The 25720-nt window shown below is 64.3% G+C and carries 29 protein-coding genes; 14 read left to right on the top strand and 15 right to left on the bottom strand.

Annotated elements, in window-relative coordinates:
- Positions 1-86: 86 nt before the first annotated feature.
- The 5 genes from AB5K84_RS08200 to AB5K84_RS08180 all read left to right on the top strand — a co-directional run bounded on the left by AB5K84_RS08200 (position 87) and on the right by AB5K84_RS08180 (position 4159).
- Entirely contained in the window at positions 87-341 is a 255-nt protein-coding gene (locus AB5K84_RS08200) for a hypothetical protein (RefSeq protein ID WP_110117256.1), read from the top strand.
- A gap of 274 nt (positions 342-615) precedes the next feature.
- Positions 616-1518 carry a lysozyme inhibitor LprI family protein gene (locus AB5K84_RS08195; protein ID WP_162494159.1) on the top strand — a complete coding sequence of 301 codons (903 nt, stop codon included), beginning with the start codon at positions 616-618 and terminating at the stop codon, positions 1516-1518.
- Between the two features lie 439 nt (positions 1519-1957).
- On the top strand, positions 1958-2437 hold the full coding sequence (locus tag AB5K84_RS08190) for a hypothetical protein (RefSeq protein WP_011090232.1): 480 nt from the start codon (positions 1958-1960) through the stop codon (positions 2435-2437).
- Positions 2438-2660: 223 nt separating this feature from the next.
- Positions 2661-3365, top strand: coding sequence for a hypothetical protein (locus AB5K84_RS08185; protein WP_038967302.1), 705 nt, complete (start codon positions 2661-2663; stop codon positions 3363-3365).
- Between the two features lie 233 nt (positions 3366-3598).
- Positions 3599-4159 (top strand): hypothetical protein, encoded by a 561-nt coding sequence (locus tag AB5K84_RS08180; RefSeq protein WP_162494160.1) that lies wholly within the window; start codon positions 3599-3601, stop codon positions 4157-4159.
- 354 nt (positions 4160-4513) lie between these two features.
- Here AB5K84_RS08180 and AB5K84_RS08175 read toward each other — a convergent pair whose 3' ends face one another.
- The 3 genes from AB5K84_RS08175 to AB5K84_RS08165 all read right to left on the bottom strand — a co-directional run bounded on the left by AB5K84_RS08175 (position 4514) and on the right by AB5K84_RS08165 (position 6626).
- Complete coding sequence (locus AB5K84_RS08175) at positions 4514-4813, bottom strand: winged helix-turn-helix domain-containing protein (protein WP_011090236.1); 300 nt, start codon at positions 4811-4813, stop codon at positions 4514-4516.
- A 3-nt stretch (positions 4814-4816) separates the two neighbouring features.
- On the bottom strand, positions 4817-5371 hold the full coding sequence (locus AB5K84_RS08170) for a hypothetical protein (RefSeq protein WP_038967303.1): 555 nt from the start codon (positions 5369-5371) through the stop codon (positions 4817-4819).
- A gap of 244 nt (positions 5372-5615) precedes the next feature.
- On the bottom strand, positions 5616-6626 hold the full coding sequence (locus tag AB5K84_RS08165; RefSeq protein WP_038967304.1) for an alpha/beta hydrolase: 1011 nt from the start codon (positions 6624-6626) through the stop codon (positions 5616-5618).
- 120 nt (positions 6627-6746) lie between these two features.
- On the opposite strand from AB5K84_RS08165, the gene xseA reads away from it, so the two are divergent.
- Positions 6747-8384 (top strand): exodeoxyribonuclease VII large subunit, encoded by a 1638-nt coding sequence (gene xseA, locus AB5K84_RS08160; protein WP_011090239.1) that lies wholly within the window; start codon positions 6747-6749, stop codon positions 8382-8384.
- A gap of 214 nt (positions 8385-8598) precedes the next feature.
- Here the strand turns inward: xseA and AB5K84_RS08155 are convergent, their stop codons facing one another.
- Complete coding sequence (locus tag AB5K84_RS08155) at positions 8599-8748, bottom strand: hypothetical protein (RefSeq protein WP_165448178.1); 150 nt, start codon at positions 8746-8748, stop codon at positions 8599-8601.
- Between the two features lie 222 nt (positions 8749-8970).
- Positions 8971-9795, bottom strand: coding sequence for a dienelactone hydrolase family protein (locus AB5K84_RS08150; RefSeq protein ID WP_038967309.1), 825 nt, complete (start codon positions 9793-9795; stop codon positions 8971-8973).
- 203 nt (positions 9796-9998) lie between these two features.
- On the opposite strand from AB5K84_RS08150, the gene AB5K84_RS08145 reads away from it, so the two are divergent.
- Positions 9999-10226: a DUF2093 domain-containing protein gene (locus tag AB5K84_RS08145; protein ID WP_011090242.1), complete on the top strand. Its 228-nt coding sequence runs from the start codon at positions 9999-10001 to the stop codon at positions 10224-10226.
- Between the two features lie 16 nt (positions 10227-10242).
- Here the strand turns inward: AB5K84_RS08145 and AB5K84_RS08140 are convergent, their stop codons facing one another.
- Positions 10243-10548, bottom strand: a complete 306-nt coding sequence (locus AB5K84_RS08140; protein ID WP_011090243.1) for a hypothetical protein — start codon at positions 10546-10548, stop codon at positions 10243-10245.
- Between the two features lie 777 nt (positions 10549-11325).
- On the opposite strand from AB5K84_RS08140, the gene AB5K84_RS08135 reads away from it, so the two are divergent.
- On the top strand, positions 11326-11511 hold the full coding sequence (locus AB5K84_RS08135) for a hypothetical protein (protein WP_028174626.1): 186 nt from the start codon (positions 11326-11328) through the stop codon (positions 11509-11511).
- A 385-nt stretch (positions 11512-11896) separates the two neighbouring features.
- Here AB5K84_RS08135 and AB5K84_RS08130 read toward each other — a convergent pair whose 3' ends face one another.
- The 7 genes from AB5K84_RS08130 to AB5K84_RS08100 all read right to left on the bottom strand — a co-directional run bounded on the left by AB5K84_RS08130 (position 11897) and on the right by AB5K84_RS08100 (position 17999).
- Complete coding sequence (locus AB5K84_RS08130; protein ID WP_011090245.1) at positions 11897-12232, bottom strand: GYD domain-containing protein; 336 nt, start codon at positions 12230-12232, stop codon at positions 11897-11899.
- Positions 12233-12468: 236 nt separating this feature from the next.
- A complete protein-coding gene (lpxK, locus tag AB5K84_RS08125; protein WP_011090246.1) occupies positions 12469-13485 on the bottom strand; it encodes a tetraacyldisaccharide 4'-kinase in 1017 nt (338 codons plus the stop codon).
- The gene (locus AB5K84_RS08120; protein WP_011090247.1) at positions 13478-14824 is read right to left on the bottom strand and encodes a 3-deoxy-D-manno-octulosonic acid transferase; all 1347 of its coding nucleotides are present in this window, start codon (positions 14822-14824) and stop codon (positions 13478-13480) included. Before AB5K84_RS08120 ends, lpxK begins: the two co-directional genes overlap by 8 nt.
- A complete protein-coding gene (locus tag AB5K84_RS08115; protein WP_028174623.1) occupies positions 14787-15500 on the bottom strand; it encodes a lysophospholipid acyltransferase family protein in 714 nt (237 codons plus the stop codon). The genes AB5K84_RS08120 and AB5K84_RS08115 overlap by 38 nt, the downstream gene beginning before the upstream one ends.
- Positions 15497-15742, bottom strand: a complete 246-nt coding sequence (locus tag AB5K84_RS08110) for a DUF4170 domain-containing protein (protein WP_011090249.1) — start codon at positions 15740-15742, stop codon at positions 15497-15499. The genes AB5K84_RS08115 and AB5K84_RS08110 overlap by 4 nt, the downstream gene beginning before the upstream one ends.
- Positions 15743-15802: 60 nt before the next feature.
- Entirely contained in the window at positions 15803-16621 is an 819-nt protein-coding gene (locus AB5K84_RS08105; RefSeq protein ID WP_441232384.1) for a 3'(2'),5'-bisphosphate nucleotidase CysQ, read from the bottom strand.
- Positions 16608-17999: a TldD/PmbA family protein gene (locus tag AB5K84_RS08100; protein ID WP_028174621.1), complete on the bottom strand. Its 1392-nt coding sequence runs from the start codon at positions 17997-17999 to the stop codon at positions 16608-16610. Before AB5K84_RS08100 ends, AB5K84_RS08105 begins: the two co-directional genes overlap by 14 nt.
- Positions 18000-18263: 264 nt before the next feature.
- Here AB5K84_RS08100 and AB5K84_RS08095 point away from each other — a divergent pair, with 264 nt between their 5' ends.
- Positions 18264-18782, top strand: a complete 519-nt coding sequence (locus AB5K84_RS08095) for a DUF6101 family protein (protein ID WP_011090252.1) — start codon at positions 18264-18266, stop codon at positions 18780-18782.
- 110 nt (positions 18783-18892) lie between these two features.
- Here the strand turns inward: AB5K84_RS08095 and ubiA are convergent, their stop codons facing one another.
- Entirely contained in the window at positions 18893-19825 is a 933-nt protein-coding gene (gene ubiA, locus AB5K84_RS08090; protein WP_011090253.1) for a 4-hydroxybenzoate octaprenyltransferase, read from the bottom strand.
- Positions 19822-20481: a hypothetical protein gene (locus AB5K84_RS08085; RefSeq protein ID WP_011090254.1), complete on the bottom strand. Its 660-nt coding sequence runs from the start codon at positions 20479-20481 to the stop codon at positions 19822-19824. Before AB5K84_RS08085 ends, ubiA begins: the two co-directional genes overlap by 4 nt.
- 209 nt (positions 20482-20690) lie before the next feature.
- Here AB5K84_RS08085 and AB5K84_RS08080 point away from each other — a divergent pair, with 209 nt between their 5' ends.
- The 5 genes from AB5K84_RS08080 to AB5K84_RS08060 all read left to right on the top strand — a co-directional run bounded on the left by AB5K84_RS08080 (position 20691) and on the right by AB5K84_RS08060 (position 25700).
- Complete coding sequence (locus AB5K84_RS08080) at positions 20691-21446, top strand: 16S rRNA (uracil(1498)-N(3))-methyltransferase (RefSeq protein ID WP_038967316.1); 756 nt, start codon at positions 20691-20693, stop codon at positions 21444-21446.
- A gap of 145 nt (positions 21447-21591) precedes the next feature.
- Positions 21592-22743 carry an ATP phosphoribosyltransferase regulatory subunit gene (locus AB5K84_RS08075; RefSeq protein ID WP_011090256.1) on the top strand — a complete coding sequence of 384 codons (1152 nt, stop codon included), beginning with the start codon at positions 21592-21594 and terminating at the stop codon, positions 22741-22743.
- Between the two features lie 3 nt (positions 22744-22746).
- Complete coding sequence (gene hisG, locus AB5K84_RS08070) at positions 22747-23724, top strand: ATP phosphoribosyltransferase (RefSeq protein ID WP_011090257.1); 978 nt, start codon at positions 22747-22749, stop codon at positions 23722-23724.
- 87 nt (positions 23725-23811) lie between these two features.
- Complete coding sequence (locus tag AB5K84_RS08065) at positions 23812-24858, top strand: glycosyltransferase family 2 protein (RefSeq protein ID WP_011090258.1); 1047 nt, start codon at positions 23812-23814, stop codon at positions 24856-24858.
- Positions 24855-25700, top strand: a complete 846-nt coding sequence (locus AB5K84_RS08060) for a ChbG/HpnK family deacetylase (protein ID WP_011090259.1) — start codon at positions 24855-24857, stop codon at positions 25698-25700. The genes AB5K84_RS08065 and AB5K84_RS08060 overlap by 4 nt, the downstream gene beginning before the upstream one ends.
- Positions 25701-25720: the final 20 nt, after the last annotated feature.

Genomic DNA, 25720 nt, shown 5'->3' with positions numbered 1-25720 from the left:
GGCGGCGCGACGGAGCTACCGTAGAACCCCGGCGTTCGAGCGGCTGCGACTCAGATAAACTTGAGGTTGCCTACGGAGATTCCAGCATGGCAACTGATCCAAGCAAGTCCCGCTACCCTCACGTCCCGGAGCGCAACAAGCGCATCTGCGCCCGCTACGACGAAGGCCGCGCCTCTGGTCTGTCGTTGACGGCCCTCGGAAAGGAGTTCGGCCTCAATCGCGAGACCATTCGCGGCATCATCCGTCGCCGCGACAATGCGCGCCGACGAGCAGAGGCACTTGCGCCGCTCAGAGAGGCGTTTGCGAAGGGCGTAGGTCGGCAAGTCAGCGACCGTCGATAGGTCCACGGCGGAGCTAGACGAGATCAGGTGGAGCTAGACGAGATCAATTACGGTGACAGTGCACTAAACTTCAAGCCAAAGCATCGGACGACATAGTTTAGTGCACTGTCACCGTAATCCACCGTAATCCGAAGGCGCAAACAAAATCGGCGGATGAGTGAAGATCAACTCGTCAGCTAAGCACTCAAGATGTAGTTGGGAGCAGACCGTCGCCTGCGCTCTCCTCAGACCGGGTATCACAATGCCTAGAGACAGAATTGCTGAACTTATGACGATGAGGCAGCGCGCCGGAGGCAAGTACAAGCGCTGCCCTTCCTACACCGATTTAGCATCCCTGAAAGTCTCATGGCAGGCCAATAGAAAGCAAATCCCTGAGCTTTCCGATTTGCTTCCTGCTCGGGCGGTGACTCTTCTTGAGGTGTTTCTTCGTCGTTGGTTGGAGCGCTTGATTGATTTTGGATCGCCTTATGTCGAACGCGCATCCAAATTGAACCTTAGTCTCAAATTCGATTTCCCGATAGCCAAGGGCTTGCAGGGGGGCGCCGTAACATTTGGCGAACTCTTCGCGCACAGCGTATCTCTGAGTGAGATGAGTTCTATCTGCTCCACTTTCGAGAGGATACTGGAGGGCGATCTTTTTGAGGCGATTAAAAACACGCGCGACCGTTGGGAAGAAAAGCAGACTGGTCAACAAGGGAAGCCAATTATCTCTGATGTAGGTGCGGTGCGTGCATCGATGGCTCGTCTGCTAGAGGTCCGCCACATCCTAGTCCACGAATTTCCGTTGGAGGCGCCCTGCACTGATGCCGAATTGTTGGCCCTCGTTGACCACACAATATCGTTCTTGCACGCCGCTGACGAGCATTTCGCGAATCTGATTTTCCCTGACTATCCGATGACGCAATCGGAAATGAACGATCGAGCTGCACAGAGCTACGCGGCTCTTAACGAAGAGCTAGACAAGATATGCGCTCAAGTTAGAGCATACACAGGCCGCGACGAAGTTGACGCGGTGCAGAAACTCTGGGGCGAATTTAGAAACGCGGAAGCCGAACGACAAGCACAGCGCCACCTTGGCGGGACCATACGTAGGATGCTCTACATTCTGGCAGCTACCCGCATCACCGAAGCTCGCATTAAGGAACTGAGGGACTGGATTGAGGACCCCGGTGATTGATCGTGGATTTGAACGCGTTGGTCTGCAATAGCATGCATTAAAGAATTACGGTGACAGTGCTGGACTGCACCGTCACCGTAATTCCCCTGCCCGTAGCGGGCACCCGCTGCCAAAAATATTGCGGATGTATCATTACCATCGTACTATCTGTGAGTGTTTATTGGATAATGTAGGATCATTGCCATGCCATTCGAAGCGCCGCAGCTAGCGGCCACGCCCCCATCTCAATACGATGAACTGCCTCCGACCCTAGAGCGAGCGCTGTTTAGAAGGTTCTGGACTTCGCTTGTCATTGTAAGCTCAGTCATATTTGCCGTCGGGTCCGGCCTTTCGGCATTCGCGTCCCAGCTAATTGCATCAGTAATCGATGAAAGAGTTCGTGTGGCGAATGGAAGGATCGACAACCTAGTTCGGCCATATCAGATTAGGTACTCCGAAAATGAGTCCTGAAACGCTCAAATTCATCACCGATATCTCTCCATTCGGCACGGCACTTGCGACAGTGATTGGCGCGGTTTGGGTAGCCCTAACCTATTTCCGTAGTGAGAAGGACGCGGCAGTCACAAGAAAGTTTGAGAGCAGAAAGCCGTTCCTGGAGCTTCAACTGAAGCTCTACACCGAGACGGCACAAATTGCCGGCAAGCTTGCTGTCGCCGACATAAACAAGGCCGACTACAGTGATGCAGTCTATCGCTTCTGGGAACTGTATTGGAGCGAGCTTGCGGTGGTCGAGGACAGGCAAGTTGAGCGAGCCATGGAGCAAGTGGGCGACGCGTTAGCGAAGTTTCAGAATGGCGAACCACGCAAAGTCGTCGAAGATGCCGTTCTTGACCTAGCCCATGCACTTCGGGACGAGATAGTCAGCGAATGGGGTGCTCATATCGGCACAAGAATCAAAAAAATTGCCACGAGTGCCTGAATTACGGTGACGGCGCTGCACTAAATTCCAAGAATTACGGTGACAGTGCACTAAATTCCAACGCCAAATCATCAGTTGACTTGGTTTAGTGCACTGTCACCGTAATCTCCGATGATGTCCGGCTCTCCGACATCGGGCCGCGCTTCGTGTGCGAGCGCTGCGGCCAGCGCAGCGCGGAGGTGCGGCCGAATTTCGAACCGGCGAAGATGGGGGACAATCCCGGATGACGAATCCCATCTCCAGTGGTGAATGGGCTTTCTCGACGATTGCGCAGCACGATGCGACTCGCGCTCAACGACTTGAGCAAGCCATCGAATACGACCAGATCATCGAGAACCTTTCGTCGACTCTAAAAAAGGCGATAACAGCAGGCGACTACTGGTTGGGAGTTGATCGCTATCGCGGTTGCATGCGCGGAATCGTCCAGTTTCGCACCCAACCAGAGCTTTACGATTTGTTCTTCAACGCGAGAACCGGGTATCGCGCACAATTCTGGACATCGCCGCGTCGCGGGCTGGAGGCGAATGCTGATTGCGTTGCCAAGCTGACTGCGGCGCTCAAAGATCATCTACCAAACCAGTTCAGGGCAAGGGAGATCGTTTGCCGAACTGATGGCTTTACGCGCGAAGATGAGGACGCAGGCAGTTGCGCGATGGCGAGCGAGTCCTTCTTTGAATCACTCGACTCCAAATTCTCAAAAATATGGGTTTGCGAGCGACTGATTCAAGGCAAGCCGGGATCGCTCGTATCGCTCGGCGAGGTTCACTCAGGTATTCGGCTCGATGTTCGTCGTTGGCAAACTGCAAGGGCACCGTACCCATCATCCGAATTTGCGTGGCTGGACCTGAAGGGTGGTTTTGTCGGAGGCGATCAGCCAAAATCTCCAGAGACGCGGGCTCACGACATCCACTATCGCGGGTGGTCTTAAAATCGCAAGGCATCAGTCCGGATGGTTGCGGCCGCTCGGCGAAGATCGAGATCATGGCAGCACGCGAGACGCTGCAGTGGACCGAACCTGTGAATAGCCGGGACAAACAACCCGAGCCTCGCGGCTCTACCCTGCATTGTGCCATCGTGACGGCTCCCGATTCGCAAGAAGGGGTTGCACCGCCATGGCATTGAACGCTTCGCGTTGGCCGCGATACTCTCATGAGGTCTCTAGTGCAAGATGATCAACACGCACCCGCGAAACCGCAGCTAGAATTTAAGGAAGTAGCCGTTCTTATTCCGCTAATCGGTACTGCAATCGCGATCAGCTACGACGTTGGATACTTCTACGGACTCGATATTAAGCTATTCACGCTCTTCTCGATCACCGAGCACGTCGTTTTCGCATTGGAAGCTACGCCAGTTGCGTTTGTATTGGCTATTTTTTTGATTGCCTATTTGGGCCCGGGCCTTGATGTGTTGCTTGGAGTAAAAGTCCACACTGCCGGGAAAAATATGCATAAGACTAAGAGACGATACGTCGATGCAGCAATACCCGCGGGTCTTGTTTTGCTCGTTGGAGTAGCCCTTTACTTCAGCTTCTTTGGATTGATCGCAGGACTAATCGCTGGCGCAGCCGTGACTTTTGTTCCGCTTGTTTCCCATTCCCAGAAGGTTAGTCTACTTGATCTCTGGTATTTTGATCATCGTTACCGCATTTGCAACCGGCCACGACTTTGCTCATTCTTATGTGTCACGCGGAGCCAGCGACCACTCGATTCAACTGGAAAATGAAAAGCTCGCGGTCAAACTTATTCGCGCTGGAGATCGAGGAGTTCTGTACTTCGAGCCGAATACCAAGCAGCTAGATTTCGTGAGATGGGACGCTGTAAGGAAATTGAGTAGCGCTTGGTGACAGCCAATTTGTCCCACGGCACCGCGTGGCAGGCTGTCACTTCGCGGCTTCCGCAATCGCGACCAACGGATCGGGCTCGTGCTTCGACAGACCGGCGGATGAGGGGTTGTATCCGCAAACACAAACAGGAGTAAGACTCGCAGAGAGAACCCCTCACCCGAGTGAGTCTGTGTCACCAGCGAAGATTCCCTCTCCCGCAAGGGGAGAGGCACCGCAATCAGCATTGCAGAAAGCTACACCTGCTTCCCCGCAATGATCTCCTGCAACGTCGCCACATGCCGCGCGAAGGCGCCGCGCCCCGCCGCGGTGGCGGTCACCGTCGTCTGCGGCTTCTTGCCGACGAAGGCCTTCTCCACGGACACATAGCCGGCCTTGGCCAGCGTCTCGATATGCGCGCCGAGATTGCCGTCGGTGGCGCCCGTCAGCTTTTTCAGCCGCGAGAACTCCAGGCCCGCCGTCGCAGGCAGCGCGTTCAGCGCCGCCATGATCTTGAGCCGCAACGGCTGGTGGATGATGTCGTCGAGCTCCGCCATTGGCTAGATCCGCCGCATCCAGAGGCCGCCGAGGATCAGCCCGCCGCCGTTGACGAAGGCCATCCAGAGCGGGAACGCCTCGCCGATGAAGACGAAGCCGATCAGCGTCAGCGCGGAGATGCCGAGACCGATCGCCACGAAGGCATAGCCGAACCAGAGGCCTGCCAGGGTGTAGAACAGCATGAAGTAGAGCGGCCAGAACGCCCCCAGCTGACGCGGGCCGAAATGGCCGATCACGTTGGTGCAGAGATAGCCGAAGGCGAAGAACAACACGAACACCAGGAGCAGCCTGATGTCGAAGGCTGCTCCCCGGGGATGATGCGGCGGATTGAGCAGGCGGAGCGCAACCAGGCCGCCGACACCGAGAACATCGACCGCAACCCAGGCGTAGACCGCATAGACCGGCCAGAGCCAGGTCACGAGATTGCCTGCGAGCACCAGCACGCCCCACCAGACGGCCGCATAGCTCGCCAGTTCGTAGAGCTGCGATTGCTTCACGCGCTGGACGATGTCGTCGATGTCGGCCAGCGCTGCGGACGCCTCCTTGCTGTCGATCATGTCGTCCCTTTCAGTCCCAGCGCTATCTCGTATGACGCTCGGTGACACCTGAGCGCACGCCTCGTCCTTCGAGACGACCGCTTCGCGGTCTCCTCAGGATGAGGCTCAGCTGCACCAGTCCCCTTTGAAGCGACCGCCGCAAACTCCGCCCTCATCCTGAGGGTCCGCCGCAGGCGGGCGTCTCGAAGGATGGCCGCGGGGAAGCCGCTCCCATATGCGCTTGCCTTGCCATCAGCGGATCGCATCATGACTGCCCGCTCCCGCGCGTTGCCACGTCCTCGGCGATCGCCGAGATCGCCTTCGGGCTGGTGACGATGCCCATGTGGTTGATGCCGTCGATGATCTTGACGTCGACCGACGGTTTGATCGCCTGCACCGCCTCCGCATATTTATCCGAGATCATCATCTCGTCCTCGGCACCGCCGAAGATCGTGATGGGGCGTGTCGTCGCCGCGAGATCGAGACGATAGCCGCGCGTCGCGAAATTGCGCATCAGGCGGTCGGAATAGGTGGGGACGAGATACTTCGCCGAATTCGCAGGCACGGCCAGAGCAAGCACCGGAAGCTGCGAGCAGCAGTCGATGCCGAGCTTGCGCAGGGCGGTGAGGCCGAGGAGGCGGGGAACGTCGGCATTGGCCCAGCCGCCGGAATGCGGCTTGTTGGTCGGCGCGTCATAGCCGAGATAGGGCGCGAGCAGCACGGTGCGCACGAACATGTCCTGCATGATCGGCGTCGCGGCAACGCGCAGCGAGAAGCCGGCGCCGGCTGAATGGCCGATCAGGGTCAGCGGCAGATCGGGCGCGGCCTTGCGGACATGAGCGACGAAATCGACGAGGTCGTCCTCGAGCTGGCCGACATAGCCGATGTCGCCACGGGTGCCAGAGCCGCCATGGCCGCGCATGTCGAGCGCCCAGGTCTCGACGCCGCGCAAGGCGATCGCATGGGTCAGCGCGTGGTTGACGGTGCCGCTGGAGCCGGAGGAGCCGTGGATGAAGATCGCGCCAAGGCCGCTCGCCGGCCCGTTCGGGACGTAGTGGCGAAAGCCGATCCAGGTGCCGTCGCGGGCCTGAAAACGCTCGAGCGGCGGCATGGTCGAGAAGTCGACAAGCTTCACCGACTCCGAGACCGACCGCATCTCCGGCGGCCGCTCCGGTGGCGTTGCGATCATCGCGACCAGGATCAGCGCCACGGCGCCGACTGCGCACAGGGCCCATTTCAGTCCGTTCAACACGCCGCGCAGCAGCTGCTTCGCCATGGGCTCAACTCCATTCAACTCACCATCGATAGAGAACTCTATATTACAGAGTACTCTCCAAATCAATCCCCGGATTGGCGCCGCGCGGCGAAAATCCTTAACGTCGGGTCTGACCCCAAAATGCCGAATCGTTTGCCGATGCCGCCCGCGGAACCCCTGCTCAACGCCCCCGAATTCACCGTCTCCGAGCTTTCACAGTCCCTGAAGCGGACGGTGGAGGATGCCTTTGGCCATGTCCGGGTCCGCGGCGAGATCTCGGGCTTTCGCGGCGCCCACTCCTCCGGCCACTGCTATTTCGCGCTCAAGGACGAGAGCGCCAAGATCGAGGCGGTGATCTGGAAGGGCGTGCACGGTCGGATGCGCTTCAAGCCGCAGGAGGGGCTCGAGGTCATCGCCACCGGCAAGCTCACGACCTATCCGGGCTCCTCGAAATACCAGATCGTCATCGAGGCGCTGGAGCCGGCCGGCATCGGCGCGCTGATGGCGCTGATGGAGGAACGCAAGAAGAAGCTTGCCGCCGAGGGCCTGTTCGACGAGGCGCGCAAGCAGCTGCTGCCCTGGCTGCCAGAGGTGATCGGCGTCGTGACCTCGCCGACCGGCGCCGTCATCCGCGACATCCTGCACCGGCTGGAGGACCGCTTCCCCCGCCATGTGCTGGTGTGGCCGGTCAAGGTGCAGGGCGAAGGCTCGGCCGAGCAAGTCGCGGCCGCGATCCGCGGCTTCAACGCGCTGCCGGAGGGCGGCAAGATTCCGCGGCCCGACGTGCTGATCGTCGCGCGCGGCGGCGGCTCGCTGGAGGATCTCTGGTCGTTCAACGAGGAGATCGTGGTGCGGGCAGCAGCCGAGAGCATGATCCCGCTGATCTCCGCCGTGGGCCACGAGACCGACATCACGCTGATCGATTTCGTCGCCGACAAGCGCGCGCCGACGCCGACAGCGGCGGCCGAGATGGCTGTGCCGGTGCGCAGCGATCTGTTCGTCGAGGTCGCCGATCTCGCACGGCGCACCCGCGCCTATTGGCAGCGCGCCCACGAAAGCCGCCGCAGCGAATTGCGTGCGGCCGCGCGTGCGCTGCCGGCGGCCGGAGATCTGCTGGCGATCCCGCGGCAGCGGCTGGATTCGGCGGGCGCCGCCCTGCCCCGCGGCTTGAAAGCCAACACGCATGCGCATTTCCGCAGGTTTACTGCGGCGGGCGCAAAGCTGACGCTGCGGGTGCTGCACGGGCAGATCGCGCAGGCCGATCATCGGCTCACCGTGTGCGGCGAGCGGCTTGGTCTCTCCGCGCGGTCGCTGCTGCGGCAGCGGCGCGACCGCTTTGCCGGTCTCGAGGTGCGGCTGCGTGCCTCAAAACTCTCCAACGCACAGGCGCAGCGCAACGCGATTGCCCGCCAGCGCGAACGCACGCATCGCCTGGCCGAGCGTGCCAACCGTGCGCTGGTGACGCTGCTGCAACGGCTCGACGCCCGCGTCGAGGCCAGCGGCAAGCTGCTCTCGGCGCTGTCCTACCGCGGCGTGCTAGCGCGCGGCTTTGCGCTGGTGCGGGACGAGGCCGGCCATCCCCTGCATTCGGCCGACAGCGTCGGTCCCGGCGCACGCGTCGAGATCGAGTTCGCGGACGGACGTGTCGGCGCGACAACGGATGCGGATCGTCCGGCGCCTCCTGCCAAGCGCGCACAGCAACCGAAGCCGGCCGCGCAGGAGACCAAACCCGCGCCGAAGCGCGTCGGCAAGCCGGTGGATCAGGGCAGTTTGTTCTGAGTTGGCGGCTCACTCTCCGTGTCGTCCCGGCGAAAGCCAGGACCCATTACCCCAGGAAGTAGTTTGGCGAAGACTGATCGTTCGGGACTAATGCCGCGTACAATCGATAGATTCCGCGGTATGGGTCCTGGCTTTCGCCAGGACGACGTCGGGGAGAGTTGGTCGCCCTCTCAATACACATCAGCGTGGAAGGGTGGGAGACGCAACAGCCCGCCTAGCGGCAGGACAATCCCGCGTCGATCGTGGTCCAGAAGCCGCAATGTTCCGGCGCGAGCATTGGCGCGCCGGCGTGGGCTTCGAACAGGAAGATCGCGACGGTGAAGACGATCAGTGCGGAGGAAAAAAGGACGATGCGGTTGCGCATGTGGGATGCGTTTAACCGACATCGTGGTCGAATGATGGCACCGTCCCGTGCTGAAACCGCAGCCATGCGCGATCCGTAGATTCACTGTCGGCCACTCTCCGTGCAGGGCGGTGGTCGATGCGGGGCTGTCCGCCTCAAGTTGTTCCTCGGGCGGCCCCGCTTGGGAATCCGTAGCCCCCTAGCCCGCATGAGCGCAGCGATATCCGGGCTTCTGGATCTTCATCACCGCGCCAGCCACTCCGCGACGTCCTTCTGCGACTCCGCGCGCGCGACCGCATCGGTGCCGAGATGGCCGTGCTCGGGCGCGGCGGCGTCGCTGCTGCCGCTAGCTGCGTGCAGCGGCGTGTTGGCGCGGTCGAAGTCGTGATAGGCGCCGGGATAGACCACGATGCGCGCGAGCGCGCTGCGGCCATGCGCACCCTCGACCATCTGGCGGCAGGCCGGCGGCGACGACACGTCGTCATTGGCGCCGATCAAAACCAGGGTCGGCACCCGCGTGCTCCAGCCGAGACCGGCGGAGATGCGGCAATCCGGATAGAACGCGATCGCCGCGCGGAAATCCGGACCTGCGTCGCGCGCCGCGTTCTGCGGGCGCACCGCCCACAGCAGCGTGCTCGCGCCGTTGGCCCAGCCGATCAGGCTGACGCGGTCGCGCGCGACCCAGACCTGCTTCATCAGCCAGGCGCGCGCGGCCGCGACGTCGGCGACACGCTCGCGCCGCGCCTTGACGTGCGTCTCCTTGACGCGGCATTGCGGCCCGAGCTCGCGCGAGCCGTAGCTGTCGGGCAGCAGCACCGCGTTACCGGCCTTGAGCAGCCGCTCCGCCCAGTCGCGATAGCGCGGCAATACGGGATCGGCATGGCCGCCGAGGCCGCCGCAGCCATGCAGCGCGATCACGGTCGGAAACGGCCCGGCGCCCTCGGGCTTGTAGAGCTGGGCATGCAGGATTCCGGAGCCGAGCGGAATCTCGACCTGCTGCGGCGCAGGCGCAGCGCGCGCGGCCGACATCAGCAGCATCAGGAACAGGGCGGTCAATCGAAGGCGCATCGGGCTCTGCCGTATCAGGTGCCGGCCGCTTGCGCCGGGACGATCCTTCGCCCGAAGCACTATCATGCGAAAACGGCGGCAAAACATCACAAACCGGTGGGTTTACCGGGCGGACAGGCCGCCCTATCTATGCTACATCCCGTCCAACACATCGTGCCCTCCAGGGTTTTTTACGGAGAGGCCTTCCACGGAGACTTTCGACCGTGCTGAACAAGTTCGGCTCTTCCGGCAATGGCGAAGCGCAGGTGCAATATCTCGACGGCGATTTCCGCGTGATCTCGCCGGGGACCTATGTGCGCTGCGCGATCACCGACACGCGGATCCCGCTCGACGAATTGAAGTACTGGAGCGTGGACCTTCAAGAAGCCTACGCCACGCCGGCCGCGGTGCTGCAGCGGCATTTCCCCGGCGCGCCAAAGCCGCAGCCGTGAGGCCGCGCCTGCGCTGCTAGTGCTGCTCAGTGGCATCCCCGCCCACGCAGGTCTTGATGAAGGTCTTCCTGGGCTCGCCGACGACCTTCTGATTGATCGCCTGCTTGAGGCAATCGACCCGCGCCTGCGCCATGCAGAGCTGCATCTGGTCGCGCTTGTCCTGTCCCTTCAGGTCTTGCGTCGTGCCGAGACACGTCACGCGCCTGGTCGCGGGAACCGGCACCGTGCCGGTCGAAGCGGCGGGCGGCGTCGTTTGTGCAAACACGGGCGCAATGATCAGACACACAAGGCTGGCGGCGACAGTCGCGGACGGCAATTTCATCGAATTCTCCCGATCGGTCCCGGACCGATAGGCGTTTTGCGATGAATGTCGCGTGAATGGCGGGCTGCCGCAGGGTGCGGCAAAGCGAAAGCGTGCCCACCATCACTTCGTCGCGGGCGTGTGCTCAGGCTTGGTGAGATTGTGTTACGTTGGGGGCAGGACAGTTTGGGAGCTCGAATGGGACGCCCGAATGCATTCGACGGGATGATGCACGAATTCTGTGCGAACCTAGGTTGGTGTGGCGGCGTCGAGGATCGCACGCCGCTGCACGTGCTTCCGAGCGCAGCCAACTGAAGACTGTCTCCGTGAAGCACATCGGAACGGACGTCGTCGATGCGAGCAAGCTTCGCTCCGGGCATCACGGCGTGTAAATTGCGCCGCGCTATTCCAGCCACCGCGGCAGGGGCAGCGCACCTCAACTGCGGGTCTCACAGCCAAAATGATCTCCGTCGTGCCGATCTGCGTTGCATCGAACAGTGCTTGCACTCCTTGGTGAGTCATTTCGCGCTGTGGTTGGATTCTTTGGTGCGACTTGGCGCCCTTAAGTTGTTTGACGAAGTCTTGGTGAAACAGAGGGCTGCTATAGTGCGTGTTAGGTAACTGGCCCTGCTCTTTTTATCGCGCAGACAATCAAGTCAACCAAACGGCCATCGAGCTTTGGAATTGGCGCAGTCTGTGAACGGGCTCATATCGAAGAGCCATCTGGCGGGTTACGATCACCTCGAAAATTTGCGGTGAAATATTTGTAAATCGAAAGTCAAACGATGGGGGGGGATCATGCCCACCATACTGGACCTGCTCTATCGTGAATATTGCCGCGCCCGCCTCGCTGAAATGCGGAAACAGCTGCTGATCGCAGCTGAACGCTCTGAAGCTCTCGAAGCGCATTATCATCCTGCGGACCAGGGTGACGATGAGAGGACGGACGTACAACGCAAGACCGGTCGCGGCGTGCCGACTTGAAGCGGCACCAAGACCGGCGATCTCTCCCGCGTAGCAGTGACCAAGCAATTGGCAGCAGTTTGGGAGCAAGCAATGAATACACCCGAATGCTATACTGTCATGGTGGCCTGCGCCTCGTGCCTGACCATCATCGGAATGATAGCCGTTGGAGCCTGGTGAGGGGGCCTGACCGCTGAGCCGGGATTGCACTCCGTTAGCGGGCCCGCTGCCAAGCACGTTCAGTCGGACCTAGGACGCCGGACGCAGCACGCGCCGTCCCGCATCGTCCGTCAATGGACGCCGCAAGGCCTTCGCCGCGCCTCAGCGTGCAGACCTGCTTCTTGCTGTGAGGAAAGCGTTGCCGCCGCTTGATGCGATTGCGGCGGCATCGCTCGAGATCCGGATATCAGCCTCCGGGCGGAGTATACGAAGAACGCAGCTTCGCCGCGTTCTGGCGGACCTGCTTGATCTCGTCCTGCGTGAACAGCCGGGTCAGCTTCACGTTCTGCAGGGTGCCCGCCGTGACGGTCAGGCCGGAAATCGCCGGAGCCGCACTCGGATCAGGCACATCGAAAATCACCAGAACGCCTGGACCGTCGGCCGCAACGCTGTACATCGAAATCAGCTTGCCGCCGGCCGCTTCGATAAGTTTCCTCGCCGCCTCCTGGCGATTGGTCGTGGGGTTTTCCAAAATGGCGTTGAGAGCGCGTGGTGTGTATTGTCCAGTGAGGCAAAAATGCATGGCATGTTCTCCTCTGAGCTTTTGGCAATGACTCTCCCAGCCGTTCCGAACTTATCGGTACGGTCTCGCATCTGAAATGATGAAGGTACGTTGCCCGCCGTGGGCATAAACGCCGCCGATGATTGCCGGGAGTTCGGCACGTCCCGGTGACGGCTCTCATCGAAGGCTACATCAACTCCCGAACCTGCGGAAGAGAATTCATCCGCCGCGACATGTCGCCCCGGTGTCGCACGCGATCAACGCCTGCCGAACCGCCGCTCGCGCGCCTTGTAGAGATGATCGCTGATCAATTGCCGCAACTTTGCCGGGTCATCGAATTCGAGCTGCACCGCGAACGGCACGATGCCGTTGGGCACGCCCTCGCTGCCGCGCAGGCGCGCGAGATCCTTTTCCGTAGTCACAAGCGTCAGCTGCTCGCGCTGTGCTTCCGCCGCGAGCGCGGCGATCTCCTCGGGCGAGAACATGTGGTGATCGTCGAAGCGACGCGTGCGCGCGACATCGATGCCGCTGGCGCGCAGGGTGCGGAAGAAGCGTTCGGGATCGCCAATGCCGGCGAACGCGAAAACCCGTTTGCCGAACAGCTGCGCGACCGAGGCTGCATCCGGCTTCAGGCGCGCGCGCAGCTCCGGCTTGTTGCGCTTGGCAAGCTCGGCGGCGACGTCGTTGGCGGCGCGGCCGTCGCCGATCAGCACCAGCGCGTCGGTACGCGCGAGCTGGGCCTTCAGCGGCGCGCGCAGGGGACCGGCCGGAAACACCTTGCCGTTGCCGATGCCGCGCTCGCTGTCGATCACGATCAGCGAGGCATCCTTGAGCAGACGCGGGTTCTGGAAGCCGTCGTCCATCAGGATCACGGTCGCGCCTTGTGATTTGGCGAGCGCGACGCCGTCGAGGCGGTCACGCGCGACGACGACCGGGACGTCGCGCGCCATCATCAGCGGCTCGTCGCCGACATCGGCTGCGATGTGACGCGCGCCGTCGACCATCACCGGGCCCTGCAGGCGCCCGCCATAGCCGCGGCTGAGCACGACAGGCGTCTCGCCGAGCTCACGCAGGAGCTTCGTCAGCGCCAGCACGGTCGGCGTCTTGCCGGCGCCGCCGACATGGTAGTTGCCGACGCAGATCACGGGGATGCCGGCGTCGAATCCCTGGAGCGCCATGCGACGCGCCGTGATCGCGCCGTAGAGCGCGCCCAGGGGACGGAGGATTTGGGACTCTGGGGAACGCGGCCGGTACCAGAAGGCCGGCTCACGCATTGGCGGCCCCCATCTCGATCCGCAATTGCAGCAGATACGGCTCGAGCGCGGTCATGGTGCGCTCCAGCGCGCCGCCGAGCTGCTCGACCACGCTGCTGCCTGCCTGCTGTATCTTGTCGCGCACGGCGGGATCGGCCAGGAGCTGGCCGAGCTGCTTGACCAGGATCTCCTGCGTGTCGGCCTGGCGCGCGCCGCCGCTCGCATCGAGCGCTTCGTAGACGTCGGCGAAATTGAAGACGTGCGGACCATGGACGATCGCCGCACCGAGCTTGATCGCCTCGATCGGATTCTGGCCGCCATGGCGGATCAGCGACCCGCCCATGAACACGATCGGCGAGAGCCGGTAGAACAGGCCGAGCTCGCCCATGGTGTCGGCGACATAGACATCGGTCGCGGCCGTCGGCAGCTCCTCGCGCGAGCGCAGCGCCGGCTTCAGGCCCGACGCGGTGATCAGGCCAGCGATCGAGGAGCCGCGATCCGGATGGCGCGGCACGATCACGGTCAGAAGCTGCGGGAAGAAACCGACGAGGCTGCGATGCGCCGCCACCAGCATCTCGTCCTCGCCCGGATGGGTCGAGGCCGCGACGATGATCGGACGCCCGCGCGTCATCGCCATCAGCCGTTCGAGCTTGGCGGGATCGGCCGGCGGCGCCGGCACGTCGAGCTTGAGATTGCCGGTGGTGAGGACGTCGCGGCCGCCGAGCGCGGAGAAGCGTTCGGCGTCAAGCTTGGACTGCGCCAAGCAGATGTCGAACCGCGACAGCAGCGCCGAGATGGTACCGTACATGCGCCGCCAGCGCGGGAAGGAGCGCGGCGACATCCGACCGTTGATCAGCACCATCGGCACCCGCCGCGTTGCGCCCGCCAGGATCAGGTTCGGCCACAGATCGGATTCGATGAACAGCGCCAGCGACGGCTTCCAGTGGTCGAGGAAGCGCGCGACATAGCGCGGGGAATCATACGGCACGTATTGATGGATGACGTCGGGTGGAAAGCGTTTTGCGACGACGGCGGCCGAGGTGACGGTGCCGGATGTGAGCAGGATGCGCAAATTGAGATCGCGCAGCCGCCCGATCAGCGCCGCCGCGGCCAGAACCTCGCCGACGCTGGCGCCGTGGATCCAGACCAGCGGACCATGCGGCCGCACATCCCGGGACAGGCCGCGCCGCTCGCCGACACGCGCGGGGTCTTCCTTGCCCTGCTTCAGCCGCCGCTTGATCAGCGCAGGCGCGAGCGGCACCAGGCCGGAAGCCAGGCGCTGGTACATCCGCAGCGTCATCGGCAGCGCTCTGGGCAGCGAATTAGGCATCTTGCGGCCCCGGGCGGCCGAGCTGCGCATAGGCGCGCCGGGTCGCTTCGTTCAACGTCTCCTCCAGCTCCAGCCGCAACGCTTCCATCATGGCGGCGTCGGCGTCCGGCGGAACGTGGATTTCCTTGATGCCGACCAATGCGCCCCGCCCGAACGGCAGGTTGATGGTGGTGCGGTCCCAGTTCTTGAGCCGGATGAAACGGCTGGTCGCCATCGCGAAAGGCATGATCGGCCGCCCCGATTCCCGTGCCAGCATGATGATGCCGAGCCCGGCCACGCGCGCGCGCTTGGGGACATCGGCGGTCAGCGCGACATTACAACCGTCCTGCAACGTCCGCACCATCTCCTTGAAGGCGCCGACGCCACCTTTACGGTGGAAGGCACTGCCATGATCCCCGGAACCGCGGATGAGGCCGATGCCGAGCCGCTCCACCGCGATGGCGTTGAACTCGCCGTCGCGGTGCCGGGAGATCAGGACCTTGGCCCGGTAGGAGTCCTTGTTCTTGATGAACGGGGTGAGGAAATGCTGGCCGTGCCAGAAGGCGAAGATCGCCGGGATCTGCGGCTCGACGATGTCATAGACGTCGGGCGGATCGAACGTGAATTTGTTGGTCCGCCAGACCAGACGCAGATATTCGGCCGCCAGGACCCCGACGGCACGCTGAAACCAGCTGCTTCGCAGCGTATTGCGAAGCAGCTTTTTCAACGCGCCTTCGTTTCTTGATTCGGGTCGAGCAGCCGGTGGAGATGGACGATGAAGTAGCGCATCTGCGCATTGTCGACCGTGCTCTGCGCCTTGGCGCGCCAGGCGACGTGGGCGGACGCATAGTTCGGGTAGAGGCCGACGATCTCGACGTCGTCGAGGTTCTTGAAGGTGTTGTGCTCGAGATCGAGCAGTTCGCCTCCGATGACGAGATGAAGCAGTTGTTGCGGGGCACTATCTGGCATGGGTTCTCTTCCTAACGGGCTGCCCGGCAAAGCAGTGTTCGACAAGCACAGCGAAAGCGCTCAGGGCAAGGGACGATTTCGAAAATGCGCGACAATGCTCGCATGACGATCGCGACCCGCTGCCACCAGCACCCCGTGCGCCACTTCCCGGCGGTTATAGAGGATGGGATCTCCGGAGAGGTCGCTCATCCTACCATCCGCTTCCTGCACGATCAAATCGGCCGCCGCAAGATCCCAATCATGGCTGTTGCCGCCCGCAAAAGCCGCATCCAGCGCGCCGTGGGCGACCCGGCAGAGCCGGAGCGCGAGCGAGCCGATTCGCGGGTGCAGCTTGATGTCGCCGCCGGCGGTATTGAGACGCTCGACCATCGGCTTGGGGCCGGCCATGCGGGAGAAATCGAACGTGGACCCGGGCGTCGCCCGCACCGGCTTGTCGTTGAGCAGCGTACCCTGGCCGCGGGCCGCGAAGAAGAACTCGCCGCTGGCCGGCGCGAACACCGCGGCCAGCAGCGGCGCGGCGTCCTCGACCAACGCCACGCTGACGCACCATTCGTCGTGGCCGCCCAGATAATTGCGCGTGCCGTCGATCGGATCGACCACCCAGACCAGCCGCCGCGACAGCCGCGTGGAATCGTCGGCGCTCTCCTCCGACAGCCAGCCATAGTCGGGCGTGGCACTGCGCAGGCGCGCTTCGAGCAGGTCGTTGACGGCGATGTCGGCTTCCGACACCGGCGAGGACGCGCCCTTGGTCCATGTCTTCAGCTCGGTGCGGAACATCGACTGCGCGAGCGCGCCCGCTTCCCGTACCGTGTCTTTCAGCAGCGCCGCGTCGCGCGTCAGGATCGTCGCGTCGAGCGAGTTCGCGTCAGCGTCCGCCAAGCGTCAAACCCTCGATACGCACCGTCGGCGCATTGATGCCGTAGCGGAATTCGAGATTGTTGGCGGGCTGCATCGACTTGAAGATCTCGAACAGGTGGCCTGCGATCGTCACCTCGCTGACGGGATAGGTGATCTCGCCGTTCTCGATCCAGAAGCCGGAGGCGCCGCGGCTGTAATCGCCGGTGACGCCGTTGACGCCGGAGCCGATCAGGTCGGTGACGTAGAAACCCTGCTTGATGTCGGCGATCAGCTCGGCCGGTGTCGGTGTGCCGGCTTCGAGATGCAGATTGTACGGCCCGGGCGAGGGCGAGGACGAGACGCCGCGATGGGCGTGGCCGGTGGTGGCAAGGCCCAGCTCCCGCGCGGTGGCGCAGTCGAGCAGCCAGGTCGTCAGCACGCCCTCGTCGATCAGCGCGATCTTCTTCACCGCGACGCCCTCGGCATCGAAGGTCTGCGAGCGCAGGCCGCGCTTGCGCAGGGGATCGTCGATGATGCGGATGTTCTTGGCGAACAGCTGCTGGCCGAGCTTGTCCTTCAGGAAGCTGGTCTTGCGCGCGATCGAGGCTCCGTTGATGGCGCCGACGACATGGCCGACCAGCGAGCCCGCAACGCGCGGATCGAACACGACCGGCACCTTGCAGGTCTCGACCTTGCGCGGATTGTAGCGCGCCACGGTGCGCTCGCCGGCGGAGCGGCCGACGATCTCCGGCGACAGCAGGTCGGCGCCATGCGGCGCCGAGGTGAAGTCGTAGTCGCGCTCCATGCCGGTGCCTTCGCCGGCGATTGCGGTGGCCGAGATGCCCTGGCTCGAGCGCAGGTAAGAACCGTGGAAGCCGGTCGAGGTGACGAGCACCATGCCGCCCATGCCGGCGGAGGCCGAGGCGCCGCCGGACTTGGTCACGCCCTTCACCGCGAGCGCAGCAGCCTCGGCTTCGAGCGCGCGGCGCTCGAGCTCCGAGGTTGCCGGAATATTCGGATCGAGCAGATCGAGATCGGGGAAATCGCGCGCGAGCAGCGCGGGATCGGCGAGGCCGACATATTTGTCGTCGGGTGCGACCTTCGCCATCGCGACAGCGCGTTCGGCGAGCTTGGTCACGGCATCGCCGCTGACGTCGTTGGTCGAGACCACCGCCTGGCGCTGGCCGACCAGCACGCGCAGGCCGACATCGTCGCCCTCGGACCGCTCGGATTCCTCGACACGGCCGTCGCGCACCTCGACGCCTTGCGAGACGCCGCGCACTGCGACCGCATCGGCCGCATCCGCGCCGGCGCGCCTGGCCGCCTCGACCAGCCGCTGCGCGAGATCGGACAGCGCGGACTGATCGAACAGGTCGCGATTGGCTTTGGGCGAAAGCGTCGAGCTTGGTGAAGGGTTCACAAACGAAATCCTGTTGGGGCGGGGTTCGGGACCGGAACCCACAGATGTGCCCTGATAGCGCGGACTTCAAGCATTTTCAGTCCGCTAAAAGCTCAGATTCGCGACTTCGGCGCAACGTCTCGTCAATCATGCGCGCCAAGGTCTTGTCAATCATGAGCCGAGGTGACGCTGGGTTAACCAGCCTTTTTAAGCGGTTTCGGAAGCCGCCGCGCTAAGGTCCTCGCATCGACCGGGAACATAATCCTGGCGGGGAGAACTAAAGCCGTGAGGCGTCAAACAGCAACAAGCGGGATCGCTCCCGCCGGGTCGAGCCGCTCTCTGCGGCTCGACCCTCTTTCCCTTCCGGTCCGCTTCGATGCGCATGATCCGCGCGCCGACGGATACACAAGGCAGATCGAGCTTCATCGCGAACGTGTCGTGCTGCGCCGTGCCGTCCGCGGCATGCGGATGGCGATCAACGTGCGCGTCAGCGACTTCTCCGGCGTCGCGCTGCGCGGCAACGACGCGGCGCAGGCCCTCGTCCTCGTCCATCGCGATCCCTCGCTCTCCGTTCCGCTGCTGGTCGGCGCCGACGGCGACGAGCTCACCGAGGCCTGGGCGGTCTGGAGCGAGATCTTCGCGCTTCCGCAGCTCGACGAAGGCGCGCGCAAGCCCGCACCGCGCCGCCGCCGCGCCAACGCGATCCGCGCCCGCCGTCCGAAATTCCTGATGCGCCGGCGCACCGCCATGGCGCGCGAGCTGTCGGTTCATCACGGCGAGCGCGAGATCATCGCGAGGAACTAAAGGTGCCGTAGGGTGGGCAAAGCGAAAGCGTGCCCGCCTATTTCCATCTCAATCTCGGCAAGATGGCGGGCGCGGCGCAAGAGCGCCTTTGCCCACCCCACGCATTTGCGTCACGCCGCGCGCATCACCGCGTCCGCGAGCAATCCCGCAAACAACAGCAGGCCCGCATCCCGGTTCGACTTGAACAGGCGCAGGCAAAGCGCGGGATCGTCGATCCTCAAGCGCACGATCTGCGAGGCCAGATGCGCGGCGAAAGCGGCAAGCCCGAGCCAGGCGGGCCAGCGCACATCGCCTGACGCCAGCGCGACGCCGATCAGCACCACCGCGAGCCCATAGAACAGGACCAGCGCCTGGTGCGTGTGCGCGCCGAACAGGCGCGCGGTGGACTTGATGCCGATCAGCGCGTCGTCCTCGGCATCCTGATGCGCGTAGATCGTGTCATAGCCGATCACCCAGGCGATCGATCCGCCATACAGCACGAGCGCGGTGACGTCGATGCGGCCGAAGGTGACGGCAAAGCCCATCAAGGCGCCCCAGGAGAACGCGAGGCCGAGCACGATCTGCGGCCACCAGGTGATGCGCTTCATGAAGGGGTAGATCGCGACAATCAGAAGCGAGGCGATGCCGGTCAGGACCGCGAAGCGATTGAATTGCAGGAGCACCACGAGACCGATCAGGGCCTGCGCGACCATGAAGGCCAGCGCCTGCTTCGTGGTCACCTGCCCCGACGGCAGCGGCCGCGAGCGGGTGCGCTCGACCTTGTCGTCGAGATCGCGGTCGGTGATGTCGTTCCAGGTGCAGCCTGCCCCGCGCATGACGAAGGCGCCGATGAAGAACAGGACGATGGTGAGCGGCAGGCGGCCGGAATCGTGCGCGATGCCGGCGGCGAGCGCCGCCGACCACCAGCATGGCATCAGGAGAAGCCAGGAGCCGATCGGACGATCGAAGCGGGACAATCGCAAATAGGGCCGCGCCCATGGCGGCGCGAGCGTATCGACCCAGTTGCCGGTGGAGTCGGCAACGCGGGCGGATGCGTCGCTCATCGCGTGAGGACGTTGCCGTTGAGCGTGTCGAAGGTGCTGCCGCCCTTCTTGCCGGCATTGGCTTCAGGTGCCGAGCCCGAACCCAGCACCTCGCTCAGCGACGGGCCGGCCGGACCGCGCGGCTGGTTCTGCATCTGCTGCGCGACGTTGCAGACCTTCGTGGTCATGGCCTCGGTGTTCTTGTGGCCGTCCTTCATCTGCGCGCCGACCTGCGGCGGGATTCCGCATTTTGCAGCGTTGGTCTCGACGTACTTGATCATCTTCATTTCAGCCTGGCCGAAATTGCGGATCAGCTTGCACGCCTCGTCCGGCGGCGCGTGGCGGTCGCTCGCGGCCTTAATCGCCTTGCCGCGCTTCTCGGCCTCCTCGCGCAGGGGAATGAAGGCCTTCATGCAGTCCTCACCCGGGGCTTGCGTCGGCGGGGCCGCGCTGAAAGCGCCGGCGCCGCCGACCGGCGCGGCGCCGTTCACCGGAAACGAGGATTGCGGCGCCGTGCCGACGGAGGCTGTCGGCGCCGAGCCGTTCACGGGCGGAAACGCCGAGCTGCTCGCGGCCTGGTTTGGCAGCGGCGCCGGGAAGGCGCTTTGCGCATAGGCGCCCACGGCCCCCATGGTGATCATGGCGGCGGTGATCGGAACCATCAAATGACGGATCATCAAGGCAGTCTCTCCGGCAGGAGCTTACGGGGTTCGGCGTCTTCCCAATTGAAGCGCAACCAGCGTGTTCGCGTTTTTACGATTCCCGCCGGCCCTTAACAACCCGTCGAATAGGGCAAGAGCGCGGCGCGCCGACGCACCGGTTCGGCAATATTTACCCCCGAAATGGCGGCTTTCGGTTAATAACGGCGGCAAATCGGACCTGAATGATGCCTTCCCACGATTTCCGCGCCCCCCGCCTGTTCGTCGATGCCCCCCTGGCCCAGGACGCCAGGGTCCCGCTCGACCGCGACCAGAGCAATTATCTCGGCAATGTGCTGCGGCTTGCCGCGGGGGCCGAGGTCCTGGCCTTCAACGGCCGCGACGGCGAATGGCAGGCCGCCATCGAAGGCCGCAAACGGCCGGACGGCCTCGTCATCCTCCAGCAGACCCGGCCGCAGGACCGGCTGGCCGACCTCACTTACGTCTTCGCCCCGCTCAAGCACGCCCGGCTCGATTACATGGTCCAGAAGGCCATTGAGATGGGCGCCGCCGGCCTGCAACCGGTCCTGACCCGGTTCACCCAGGCCTCCCGGGTCAACACCGAGCGGATGCGTGCCAACGTGGTCGAGGCCTCCGAGCAATGCGGCATCCTGAGCATCGCGACCGTGGCCGAGCCGGTGCCGCTGGAGCGCTTCCTCAGCCAGCGCGCCGCGGGTCGCCTGCTCATCTTCTGCGATGAGGCGGCGGAGGTCGAAAACCCCGTTCAGAGCCTGCAAGGCGCGCGCGAGGCGGGACAAGGTATCGACGTGCTGATCGGCCCCGAAGGCGGCTTTGCCGAGGAAGAGCGGGCGCTGCTGCTGCGACAGCCGAAGATCCTGCGGCTCGCCCTGGGTCCCCGGATCATGCGGGCCGACACCGCCGCGGTGGCTGCGCTGGCGCTGGTGCAGACGGTGCTGGGCGATTGGGGCGGCAAGACGCCCTGATGCTGCGCATTGGCCGGCCGTTAAGCGATTGATCCTTTGGAGGTCGAAACCGCTTTCCGGCCATGCTAAGGGCTGCGCCAACTGGCTTGCCTCCACTTGCCTCCCCTTGCCCTGCCCGGTTCCACCGGGACGATGGACCCCTGAGATGACCGCGACTGCCACCTCAAATGCTGCCGGCTCCGCCGCCTGGGCGGATACGCTGCTCTTGTCGTTCGCGCAGGCCGGCTATGTCAGGGCCGAGCCGGCGATCCTGCAACCGGCCGAGCCGTTCCTGGACCTTTCCGGCGAGGACATCCGCAAAAGTCTGTATCTGACCACGGACCTCACCGGCGAGGAGCTCTGCCTGCGCCCGGACCTGACCATACCGGTGGCGCGCGATTACCTCGCCTCCAGCCGCGCCGGCCAGCCGGCCGGGTTCAGCTATCTCGGTCCGGTGTTCCGCTACCGCAGCGGCCAGGCCAGCGAGTTTCTTCAGGCCGGCATCGAATCGTTCGGCCGCCAGGACCGCGCCGCGGCCGATGCCGAGATGCTGGCGCTGGCGCTGGAGGCGACGGGCGCCTTCGGCGTCCGCGACGTCGAGATCCGCACCGGCGACGTGGCGCTGTTCAACGCGCTGCTCGACGCGCTCAACCTCTATCCGGTCTGGCGGCGCCGCCTGGTCAAGGACTTCAACCGCAAGATCAGCCTGGAGCAGGATCTGGAACGGCTGGCGGCCGCGACGACCGCCACCCGCAGCGAATATGAGGGCGTGCTGGCGGCGCTGGCCGGCTCCGACCGCAAGGCGGCGCTCGCCTTCGTCACCGATTTGATGTCGATCGCCGGGACCACCAATGTCGGCGGCCGCACCACCGCCGAGATCGCCGACCGCTTCCTCGAGCAATCGACGCTGAAGGGCGGCGCGCTGCCCCGCGAGGCGATCACCGTGCTCAAGCGCTTCCTGTCGATCGCAGGCAATCCCGACGACGCCGTCGCCGAGCTGCGCGCGCTCACCACCGACGCCAGGCTCGACCTCACGGCTGCGATCGATCAGTTCGAGAGCCGGGTCGGCTTCATGGCTGCGCGCGGCATCGACGTGAAGCAGACGCGCTTCTCGACCGCGTTCGGACGCGGGCTCGACTATTACACCGGCTTCGAATTCGAGCTGCATCACCGGGGCAATGGCGCCGAACCGCTGGTCGCCGGCGGACGCTATGACGGGCTGATGACCCAGCTCGGTTCAGCCGAGCCGATCGCCGCTGTCGGTTTCTCGGTCTGGGTGGACGCGCTGACCCGGATCGGCCGCAAGGTGGGAGCCTAAGTCATGAGCGCGCCATTCGTTCTGGCCGTTCCCTCCAAGGGCCGCCTCCAGGAAAACACCGAAGCCTTTTTCGCCCGCGCGGGCCTCAAGCTGTCGAAGGCCGGCGGCGCACGCGACTATCGCGGCACCATCGCGGGCCTCGACAATGTCGAGGTCGCCTATCTGTCGGCGAGCGAGATCGCCGCGCAGCTGTCGCGCGGCCTCGCCCATCTCGGCGTCACCGGCGAGGACCTGGTGCGCGAGAACATCGCGGACGCCGACAAGCGCGTGTCCCTGATCGAAGGCCTCGGCTTCGGCTATGCCGACGTCGTCGTCGCGGTGCCGCAGGCCTGGATCGACGTCCGCACCATGGCCGACCTCGACGACGTCACCACCGGCTTCCGCGAGCAGCATCACATGCGGATGCGGGTCGCGACCAAGTTCGTCAATCTCACCCGCGCGTTCTTCCAGAACCACGGCATCACCGATTACCGCATCGTCGAAAGCGCAGGCGCGACCGAAGGCGCGCCGGCAGCCGGCAGCGCCGAGCTGATCGTCGACATCACGACGACCGGCGCGACCCTCGCCGCCAACGGCTTGCGGGTGCTCGACGACGGCATGATCCTGCGCAGCCAGGCCAATCTGGTCGCCTCCAGGGATGCCGACTGGTCGCCGCAGGCGCGGGAGACCGCGCGCGTCATCCTCGACCACATCGCGGCGCGGGCGCGGGCCAACAAATACCGCGAGGTCCGGACCCGATTCCGGCAGTGCGACGCCGCCCTGCTCGGCGAGGCCCACAGCCGTTTCGGCGTCGAGGCCCCGTTCGGCGGGCCGACCTCGTCGGGCATGCTGACGCTGCACTGCCCGCCGGGGCAGCTCTATGCGCTCGCGAGCTTCCTGCGCGAGCATGGCGCCGAGACCGTCTCGGTGGTTTCGCTCGACTACGTGTTCGACCGGGAGAACCCGCTGTTCGCCAAGCTCGAGGCGTTCCTGCGGCGGTGAGCCTCAGGTCCGTTCAGCGTAGCGACAGCAAACGGCAGCTACCATATGCTGTTGAGATGACCTTGAACGCCTCTGGAACCTTGATCGATGACGCTGGGCTCTGATGTTTCCGGCCTGACGACCACCGCGGCCAACGCCGCCGCGAAGGGACTGTCGATTGTCGTCCCCGTCTACAACGAGGCGGCGGGGCTTGCCGCCCTGCACCAGCGCATCTGCGATCTCGCAAAGACCCTGCGGCAGCGCCATCGCCTCGCTTGCGAGGTGGTCTATGTCGACGACGGCAGCGCGGACGCGACGCTGTCGATCGCGCGCAGCCTGCCGGCCGACGCGATCGACGTCCAGGTGGTCTCGCTGTCGCGCAATTTCGGCAAGGAGGCGGCGCTGATGGCCGGCCTCGACCATGCCCGCCTCGGCGCCGTGATGTTCATGGACGGCGACGGCCAGCATCCGCCGGCTCTCGTCGAGCAGCTTGTGGGACACTGGATCGATGACGGCTACGACGTCGTCTATACCGCCAAGGCGCATCGCGACAACGAAACCTTCCTGCGGCGGCTCGCCGTGCATGGCTTCTACGCCCTGATCAACTGGGGTGCCCGCCAGAAGATTCCGGAAGACGCCGGCGATTTCCGCCTGCTTTCGCCGCGCGCGGTCACGGCGCTTCGGCAACTGCCGGAGCGCAACCGCTTCTTCAAGGGCCTGGCAAGCTGGATCGGCTTCCGCCAGATCCGCGTCGACTACGAGCCGTCGCCGCGCGCCCATGGCGTTACCACCTTCAACGCCGCGCGCCTGCTCGGCCTGTCGATCGAAGGCCTGACCTCGTTCTCGGTGGCACCACTGCGTTTCGCCAGCCTGCTCGGCGTCGTGCTCGCCGGCATCGCCTTCCTGTTCGGCCTCTCCATTCTCTGGGAGGTCTTCACCACCGGCAAGCAGGTCCCCGGCTATCCCTCGCTCGTGGTCGGCCTGATGACCATCGGCGGCGTGCAGCTCATCATGATCGGCATCGTCGGCGAATATATCGGCAAGATCCTCTCCGAGCTGAAGGCGCGCCCGATCTACTTCGTCGCCGAGCACAGCGAGAAGCATTTCGAGGCCGACAAGGCCGACGACGCCGCGAAGAGGACGGCGGCCGAATGAGCGCGGCGGCGGCGCCGCGGCGGATCTGGCTCTGCGCCGACGATTACGGCATCAGCCCGGGCGTCAATCGCGCCATCCGAGACCTGATCGAGCGCGGCCGCCTCAACGCCACCTCCGTGATGATGGTCGGCCCCGCGATCGCTCGCGGCGAGATCGAGGCGCTTGAGGCCGCGGCGAAGACGAGCCCGCGCTGCGCGATCGGATTGCATGTGACGCTGTCCGCGCCGTTCCGGCCGCTCACCATGCATTTCCGCCCGCTCGACGGCGACATGTTCATGCCGTTTCCGAAGCTCTTGCGCGCGGGTGTCTTGCGGCGGCTCGACCGCGAATTCTTTCGCAATGAGGTGAAGGCGCAGCTCGTGGCCTTCACGGAGGCTTTCGGCCGCGCGCCAGACTTCGTCGACGGCCATCAGCATGTGCAGCTCTATCCGCAGGTGCGCGACGGCTTTATCGACGCGGTCAGCGAAACCGCGCCGAACGCCTGGGTGCGCCAGGGCGGCCGCGACCTGCCGCTGGCGCAGCGGCTGGCCTCGCCGAAGGCCATGGTGCTCGACATCCTCAGCGCGCAATTCCGCCGCCGCGCCGCCGGCGCCGGCCTCGGTTTCAATCCCGGCTTCGCCGGCGCCTATGACTTCACCCGCGCGGCCGATTTCGGCGCGCTGATGCGGCAGTTCCTGGAAGGCCTCCCCGATGGCGGCCTCGTGATGTGCCATCCCGGCTTCGTGGACGACGTCCTTGCCGCGCTTGATCCGATGACCGACGTGCGCGAACGCGAGCATGCCTATCTTGGGGGCGATGAATTCGTGCGGTTGCTGGCGCAGACCAACGCGACACTGGGGTGAATGGCGGCTAAAGCCGGCCG

Source organism: Bradyrhizobium sp. 1200_D9_N1_1 (assembly GCF_052075915.1).
GTDB lineage: Bacteria > Pseudomonadota > Alphaproteobacteria > Rhizobiales > Xanthobacteraceae > Bradyrhizobium > Bradyrhizobium diazoefficiens.
This window is presented reverse-complemented; position numbering and strand designations above follow the sequence as displayed.